Source organism: Psychrobacter sp. DD43 (assembly GCF_904846555.1).
Taxonomy (GTDB): domain Bacteria; phylum Pseudomonadota; class Gammaproteobacteria; order Pseudomonadales; family Moraxellaceae; genus Psychrobacter; species Psychrobacter cryohalolentis.
The window spans coordinates 61,580-69,893 of record NZ_CAJHBE010000019.1; the positions used below are offsets into that span (position 1 = coordinate 61,580).

The 8,314-nt window shown below is 43.2% G+C and carries 8 protein-coding genes; all 8 read left to right on the forward strand.

Going from position 1 to position 8,314, the window contains the following annotated elements:
• The first annotated feature begins 52 nt into the window (after positions 1 to 52).
• Complete coding sequence (locus JMX89_RS10390; RefSeq protein ID WP_201532344.1) at positions 53 to 1,180, forward strand: ParB/RepB/Spo0J family partition protein; 1,128 nt, start codon at positions 53 to 55, stop codon at positions 1,178 to 1,180.
• Positions 1,181 to 1,272: 92 nt separating this feature from the next.
• Positions 1,273 to 2,001 carry a MotA/TolQ/ExbB proton channel family protein gene (locus JMX89_RS10395; RefSeq protein ID WP_201532343.1) on the forward strand — a complete coding sequence of 243 codons (729 nt, stop codon included), beginning with the start codon at positions 1,273 to 1,275 and terminating at the stop codon, positions 1,999 to 2,001.
• Between the two features lie 88 nt (positions 2,002 to 2,089).
• The gene (locus tag JMX89_RS10400) at positions 2,090 to 2,521 is read left to right on the forward strand and encodes an ExbD/TolR family protein (RefSeq protein ID WP_201532342.1); all 432 of its coding nucleotides are present in this window, start codon (positions 2,090 to 2,092) and stop codon (positions 2,519 to 2,521) included.
• 131 nt (positions 2,522 to 2,652) lie between these two features.
• Positions 2,653 to 4,449, forward strand: a complete 1,797-nt coding sequence (gene msbA / locus JMX89_RS10405) for a lipid A export permease/ATP-binding protein MsbA (protein ID WP_201532341.1) — start codon at positions 2,653 to 2,655, stop codon at positions 4,447 to 4,449.
• A 2-nt stretch (positions 4,450 to 4,451) separates the two neighbouring features.
• On the forward strand, positions 4,452 to 5,570 hold the full coding sequence (lpxK, locus tag JMX89_RS10410) for a tetraacyldisaccharide 4'-kinase (RefSeq protein ID WP_201532340.1): 1,119 nt from the start codon (positions 4,452 to 4,454) through the stop codon (positions 5,568 to 5,570).
• Positions 5,571 to 5,618: 48 nt separating this feature from the next.
• Positions 5,619 to 6,425 carry a 3-deoxy-manno-octulosonate cytidylyltransferase gene (gene kdsB / locus JMX89_RS10415; RefSeq protein WP_201532339.1) on the forward strand — a complete coding sequence of 269 codons (807 nt, stop codon included), beginning with the start codon at positions 5,619 to 5,621 and terminating at the stop codon, positions 6,423 to 6,425.
• 131 nt (positions 6,426 to 6,556) lie between these two features.
• Entirely contained in the window at positions 6,557 to 7,675 is a 1,119-nt protein-coding gene (locus tag JMX89_RS10420) for a DNA polymerase III subunit delta' (protein ID WP_201551498.1), read from the forward strand.
• 138 nt (positions 7,676 to 7,813) lie between these two features.
• A complete protein-coding gene (locus tag JMX89_RS10425; protein ID WP_011513403.1) occupies positions 7,814 to 8,161 on the forward strand; it encodes a PilZ domain-containing protein in 348 nt (115 codons plus the stop codon).
• The last annotated feature ends 153 nt before the right edge of the window (positions 8,162 to 8,314 follow it).

Below are 8,314 nucleotides of genomic sequence, written 5' to 3' on the forward strand. Positions count from 1 at the left end.
ATTAAATTTAAAAACATTTGGCTTTTATTTTAGCGTTAGAGGATAGGTAATCATGGCGAAGAAAAGAGGGTTGGCTGCCAATCGAGGCTTGGATGCCTTATTAGGGTCAATCAAAAAAGAAAAGCAAATTACCGCCTCTGCCTTGCAAGACGATATGGCTGCGCGCGAGGATGCTTTGCCAGCTGAGACAAAAGCGACGGGCAATGCTGCTGAAACTGCAATCAATACGAATTCTACGTCCGCTCAATCTGCTGCTTCTGAGCCAAAAGACAATAGTCTGCGTAAAGCTCGCACACCGCGTATGATAAATAAAACTGCGGTTAAGAGCAATCGTGTAAATAGTACAGAAAATAGCGGGTCTGAGGACCAAATCAGTTTGGTGCAAATCGATGTCACGCGTTTGCAAGCGGGCAAGTATCAGCCGCGCCGTGATATGAGTGAAACGGCACTGGCAGAATTGGCATCTTCTATCGAACAGCATGGTATCATGCAGCCGATCGTTATTCGTCCATTATTGGCGAATGAAGACAAGAGTGAGGCCTTGGTTACGCATGAAATTATCGCTGGTGAGCGCCGCTGGCGTGCGGCAAAAATGGCAGGCAAGTCAGTCATTCCAGCGATTGAGCGTGCTTTGTCAGACGAGCTGGCGATTGCCCTCGCGTTGATTGAAAATATTCAGCGCGAAGACTTATCGGTCATTGAACAAGCTGCAGCGTTACAGCGTTTCCATACCGAATTTGGTATGAGTCATGCCATGATTGCAGAAGTCGTCGGTAAAGCACGTACGACGGTATCCAATCTCTTGCGTCTAAATCAATTACATGACACGGTCAAAGATCATTTGGCGACCAATGCTCTAGATATGGGTCATGCGCGCACACTTTTAGCCTTATCTTCTGATCAGCAGCCTATCATCGCCCAAAAAATCATCGATGGCGGTATGACCGTACGCGAAGCTGAAAAACTCGTTAAATCTATTTTGCAGCCAGCACCAAAAGTGAGTCGCACCGAACAAGGGCAATCTCGCGATGTCGAGCGTTTAACACAAAGACTGACAGATATGTTAGGTGCAGAAGTGAAGCTCAAGCATAAAAAAGATGGGCAGGGTAGCGTCGAGATATTCTTCCATAGCCAAGACCAATTAGCCGCTTTAATTAAGCATATAGAAGCACAGGCTTAAGGTATTGACTGCGTTTGTAATCGCTGTTCGAATTATCTTGTTAAGTTATCTTGATGACAACCATTTTTATAAAAATATAAAAGAGAGTTCGTATGTGGGAGTTGGTAAAAGCGGGTGGTTGGCTGATGACACCTATCGTGTTGTGCTCTATTTTGGCATTAGTGATTATTATAGAGCGTAGTCATACTTTACAGTTTAACAAAGTTGCCCCAAATAGATTGCGTGAGCAGCTGATAACGCGCCTTCGTGAAAATGGTGATATCGGTCGTACGCAGCTAATGAATGTCAAAGAAAAGACCGCTCTAGGTGATATCCTAGCGACGGGTTTGCTTTATCGTCAATACGGCTTAGAGTCGATGACGATGCATATGCAAAACCGCGCCAGTGTACAGGTGCATCAATTAGAAAAAAACATCAACATGCTTGGTACGATCGGAGCGATTGCGCCTCTGCTTGGCTTATTGGGCACGGTACTAGGTATTATCTCTTCATTTTTGGCCATTACTGATGGCGCAATGCAAGACCCGACGATGCTTGCTGCAGGGGTGTCGCAAGCCCTGATTACCACAGCGGCTGGTATGATAGTTGCTATCCCAGCGCTGGTAGCCTATCGATATTTCCAGCGCCGTATCATCGATATCAATGCACAGTTTGAAACCCAAGCAGGACTGATGGTTCAAGAACTGTATGACTATCAATTGTTAGAGCATAATTATGCGCTCAATACGCCTGTGCAAAATATAGTGGTTGATAATCCTGTAGAAGGTGAGCGTTCAATTGATGGCTTAGGTTTAGATAAAGCCGTGACCGCTACTTTATAGTTATTTTTTTGAGTATCCTTTACATCAAGATATTAGCGTTATGAGAATCATGTATCGAGCACATTAGCATTATATTGAAGAGAGTGATATGCGCTTTAGAAAACCGACTGTTGAGCCGCTTGAAATTAATCTGACCCCGATGATTGATTGTTTATTATTTTTAATCATGTTTTTGCTACTGGCAACTTCATTCAATCATTTTAGCCGCTTAAACATTATTTTGCCTGAAGCTGAAGGGGTGGCATTGACCGAAGACAAAAACAGTATCGAGGTAGCTGTGCAAGAAGATGGCAGCTATTTGGTCAATGGTATTACCCTTGCCAGTAGCAATGAAGCGGAACTCACCAGTATGTTGCAACAAGAGGCGGGCAGTAATCGTGATATGCTTTTTGTGATTGCCGCCGATGCCAACGCCACGCATCAGTCAGTGGTAAGAGTCATGGATATCGCTGGAAAATTGGGCTTTTTAAATATAAACATCAGTACTGTTGTGCCACTTGGTCAAGCGTTACCGCAATAAATCTGAATAAACTTATAGCGTGTTCTCAGTATTAAGCACCATCACTCTTTTTTATGGCTATATACATCATTGTAAGTTACTGCTTTATCAATGCCATTTACTCTCGTTCTTATACCTATATTGAGGCTTTTATGAGCCAAGCTTACCAACCTGACTCTACAAAAACTTCTGCTAAAACACCAGTAGCACCAACAGTGGCGACGTTAAATCCGCCTAAACGCAAGACGCTCATGCGTTTACTGGCTTATTTAAAACCATACTGGTGGGCAATATTGCTTACCATTATCGGTTTTGCTATTAATGCCGCCACCGAGATTTGGATTGCCAAACTCTTGCAATACATCACCGATGCTATCAATCAGAACGATCAAAGTAAGCAGGATTTATTTCCGTTTATTATTGTGATGTTGTTCTTTGTGCGCGGTGTGGGTAGCTTTTTGGGTAATTACTATACGGCGTTGGTGTCGCGAAATTTGGTCTATGAGCTGCGCGTAGAGGTGTTTAATAAGTTACTGCGTTTGCCAAGTTCATTCTATTTGGCCAATCCGGCAGGGACGATTTCATCTAAGCTTATTTTTGATGTTGAGCAGGTGACCGCTGCTAGCACCGATTCGATGAAAACGTTATTACGTGACGGTCTGACCGTGGTTGCCTTGATGGGCTTTTTGCTTTATAGCAACTGGCGTTTGACGCTGATTTTATTCGTTGTGCTGCCACCGATTTTATGGCTTATCCGTGTGGCGTCAAAGCGTTATTTGAAGCTTTCCAAAGGTATCCAAGAAACGATGGGTGATGTCAGTCATATCACCAATGAAGTCATCAATGGTTATCAAGTGGTCAAAAATTATGGCGGACAAGCATACGAGTCCAAGCGCTTTGATGTGACATCTAAGAAAAACCTGCGCCAAGGTATGAAGGTTGTTGTGACCAATAGTATCAATACCCCAGCAGTACAGTTATTGATGGCAATGGCAATGGCAGTCGTGGTTTGGCTAGCATTACGCCCTGCGGTGATAGACGATATCTCAGCAGGTCAGTTTATCTCTTATATCGCAGCAGCAGGTCTCTTAAGTAAGCCAGTACGCTCATTGACGGATGTCAATCAACAGTTACAGAGAGGGCTGGCGGCTGGTGAATCGATATTTGCTTTATTAGATGAGCCGGAAGAGGTGGATACTGGTGTGCTTAGTCCTACCTTAGCAGGTGAGATTAAACTGGATAATGTCAGCTTGGTTTATCCAGACTCAACCGTGGCACTACACGACTTTAATTTGGATATACGTGCAGGCGAGACAGTAGCGCTCGTTGGACGTAGTGGCGCGGGTAAATCATCTTTAGTCAATTTGCTCACACGTACGTTAACCACTTCTTCAGGGCAGATTACGCTCGATGGTATGCCCATTGAAGACATTAAGCTTGAAAGCTTACGTGCCCAGATTGCGATGGTCAATCAGCAAGTGGTACTGTTTAATACCACTGTGTTTAATAATATTGCTTATGGCAGTTTGGCTCATAAAACTCCAGCTGAAGTTGAGCAAGCAGCAAAAGATGCCTTTGCTCATGATTTTATTATGCAAATGCCAAATGGCTATCAAAGTGAAATCGGTGCTGAAGGTTTACAACTCTCTGGCGGTCAGCGTCAGCGTCTATCGATTGCACGTGCTCTGCTAAAAGATGCGCCAATTTTGATATTGGATGAAGCTACTAGTGCTTTAGATAATGAGTCAGAATATTATATACAAAAAGCGCTCGATAATATTATGAAGAATCGCACAACATTGGTTATTGCGCATCGATTGACTACAATTGAGTCCGCCGACCGTATTGCTGTACTAGATGGTGGTCAGATTGTTGAGCTTGGCACCCATGCTGAGCTGATGCAATTACATGGTCATTATGCGCAGATGTATGCGCGTGATTTTGAATAACTATGAATATTGAAACGACAATAACACGTGCATGGCAACGCAAAGCAGCTTGGCTTTGGCTACTGTTGCCAGTGAGTTGGCTGTATGCACTGTTGATGGTACTACGCCGCCAAGCTTATAAAGTAGGTGTTTTTTCCAGTTACCGTGCGCCTATTCCAGTCATGGTCATCGGTAATATCACAGTGGGTGGTAGCGGAAAGACACCATTAATTATTGCTTTGGTTCGACATTTGCAGCAGCAAGGCATTAAAGTAGGGGTTATCAGTCGCGGTTATGGCGGTGATAGTAGCCAAATGCCAGCATTGGTTAATACAGAGAGCGTCCCTAATGTCGTCGGTGATGAGCCATGTCTCATCGTTAATACGACAGGGACATCCATGGCCGTATCTCCTAACCGTCAGCAAGCGATTGCTATTTTGCTAGAGGCTTATCCAGATCTACAGCTTATTATAGCTGATGATGGTTTGCAGCACTATGCGCTGCAACGTGATATCGAATGGGTTGTCGTAGATGCGGCGCGAGGGTTTGGGAATAAACAGTTGCTACCGACAGGATTTTTACGCGAACCCATTTCACGATTAAAGGATGCAAATGTCATTTATCATCACAAGCCAGACGCATCATCGATATACAATAAATCTGATCATAATACCCTTCTAACTGAGCATTTAACGATGCATTTACAACCAGATGATTTAGAACTGTTGTGGTCATCTAATAATCAGATGGATAATTTAGCCGTAGTAGCCATGGCACCTGAGAAAGGCAGTCAGGTACATGCGGTGAGCGGCATTGGGTATCCTCAGCGTTTTTTTGATACTTTAAATGCGCTTGGTTTTGAAGTTATTCCGCATCCTTATCCTGATCATTATGACTTTAGTCTGGATGAACTGTTGCAGTATACTGACCATCCTATTATTGTCACCAGTAAAGATGCCGTGAAAATAAGAACTTCGATAATGCAAGCAATTATTAATCAAGCGCTGAGTGATGAGTATAAAGAGCTGGTCAGCAGATTATGGGTATTGCCAGTGACCGCAGTATTGTCAGACAGTTGTTACGAGAGTTTACAACAGCAATTGCAAACCTTGGACATCGATATAAGCATGAGAAAGCAATAATATAGCGTTTATCATATAAAGATTTAAAAGGTTTTATAGGAACAGATTATGTCATCAGCCCTTATGCCCGTCAAAACTCATATCGTCATTCCTGCACGTTTAAAAAGTACGCGTCTACCTAACAAGCCATTATTAACCATTCATGGCAAGCCCATGATAATTTGGGTGGCTGAAAAGGCACGATTGGCGGATTTTGCCGATGATATGTGTATTGCAACCGATGATGAATCGATTGCAAAAGTTTGTCTAGATGCAGGATTTGATGTGGTGATGACAAGCAGTGAACATGCTTCAGGCACGGACCGTTTGGCTGAAGTAGCTGCCATCAAAGGCTGGGCTGCCCATGATATAGTGGTTAATATGCAAGGTGACGAACCACTAGTACCGCCATTATTGTTAGAGCAAGTTAAAACATTATTGGTGCAAGATGCAAAGAGCGTCATGGCAACTTTGTGTGAGCCAATTGAAGACTTTGATACTTTTATGCGCCCATCCGTCGTTAAAGTGGTCAGTCAGACGTCCAATGGTCAACAACGAGCGCTTTATTTTAGTCGCGCGCCGATTCCTTGTAATCGTGACGTTGTATTAACCAGTGAGAATAATAAACAGCCGCCAAAAAATGCCTATCGTCATCTAGGCTTATATGCTTATCGCGTCAGTTTGCTACAGCAATTTGTCCACTGGTCACAAACGCCGCTTGAAATACTAGAAAGCTTAGAGCAATTACGTGTGTTGGAAAATGGGGGACATATCGCGATTGCTAAAGCCGCCTGCTCATTACCTGCAGGTGTCGATACGCAAGAAGATTTAGATCGTTTAAATGCCATGAGTTTGACAGATTTCCAAGATTATTAATGCAGAATAGCCTAAGCGAAAATAATTAACGGTGTTTCACTTAAATTTTATAACGTTACTTTTATTCCACGTTACTTTTAGAAATTATGCTCTAACACAGATTTTTAATTGAAAGATATTAAGCGATAGCCATGAGTGAGCTGACAAATATGACCGATGATATGTATTTTGCGCCACTATTGCCATGGCAATACGGACTTTGGTCGCAGCTGACAATGCGGGTACTAGCGCCGCAGCAATCTCTACCTCATGCGCTGTTAGCAGCTGGTATGCAAGGCATGGGCAAGCGCGCTTTTGTATGGCGGTTAGTGGCATGGTTATTATGCCGCGGGCGTGATGAGCATCCACTCGGCGCTTGCGGGCATTGTGAGAGCTGTCAATGGCTTAGATCAGGTACGCATCCAAGCTTACAAGTGTTACCGCTAGTCAGCCTGCCAGTCAATGCTGATAGCAGCGCTCAAAAAGAAGCATTAACTAATAGTACAAAAGATAAAAAATCTGCTAAGACAGCTAGTAACGCGTCATTAAAAATAAAGGTGGATGATATTCGTGCCTTGCAGCCTTTTATTTATCAAGGCGGGCAGGGAATGCGTATTTGCGTATTAGATCATGCTGAGAAAATGACCATTGCCGCCGCCAATGCGCTACTTAAAACCTTGGAAGAACCCCAAGCCCAAGTCCATTTATTTCTGATTAGTGATGCCCCTGCACAGTTGCTCCCAACGATTAAAAGCCGCGTTCAGCAATTGGCATTACAAACGATTGACCCTGCTGTCGCAGTGGACTATGTGACTAAAGTATTGGGCAGCAATATTCATCGTGAAGCGGTTGGTACAGATGCCATTGAGCAGCTTATCCAGTTAGCAAATGGTGCGCCTTTAGCAGCTGTGGCACTGGCTCAAGCGCCATGGTATAGCAAGCGCACGCTATGGCTGACGACATGGCAGGCATTACGTAGTGGTAAGCGCAGTAGCGTGGCGGCAAGTGACTATTGGCAAACCCAGCTTGGTATTGTCGAATTTATCCAGCTGTCTGAACTCATGATAATCGATATCCGCCGTGTTGGTTTGGGCTTTGAAGCGCAGCAAAAAGACATTAATTTTTTAATCAATTTAAATGATTATCAACCTATTGATAGTGGGTTAGAGGTGTTTGCGCATAGCTTACAACAGACAAAAATTGCGCTGCAACAAAACGTGCAAGAAAAATTCGCCTATGATAAGCTGATGCAAGATTTGGCTTGCTTGTAATAGACAACAAGGCTTAAAGATACTCTCGCATATCAGTGTATGCCACTAAACTTATTATCAGTATTTATACTCTAATACTATACAAGATAACCCTGTGTGAAAAAATACTGTAAACCTCATGGATAAAGGGAGCTGACTATGGCAATGCCAGGACGTGGTGGGATTTTAACCTGTCATATTGAAAACATAGATATGCTATATGCAAGCTATCTGTCCTTTGTTACCAATGGGGCATTGTTCGTGCCGTCTGATCGAGCGCAAAAACTGGGTGACGAAGTTTTTATTGCTGTTACTTTGCCCAATTCTAGCGAGCGTTTGCCTATGAATGGCAAGGTAGTTTGGATTAATTCTAAAGCTCAAAGTGGTCGACCAGTAGGTTTTGCAGTCCAAATGGGCACGGACATTACGGGATTAAGAATAAAGAACGAAGTTGAGCGTCTATTGGCAGGTAAGATCGACAGTTTGCAGGCTACTTATACTATGTAGTTTTAATATTTATCAGCAATTATAATAACTGCATAAAAAAAGCCTTATAACTCTTTATAAGGCTTTTTTTATGAGCAATGTCCCGTCCTGAAATAAGTTTACGAAAAAGGAGCTTATTCATGGACAAGTTAGACACTGTAAAGGTTAAGCGCA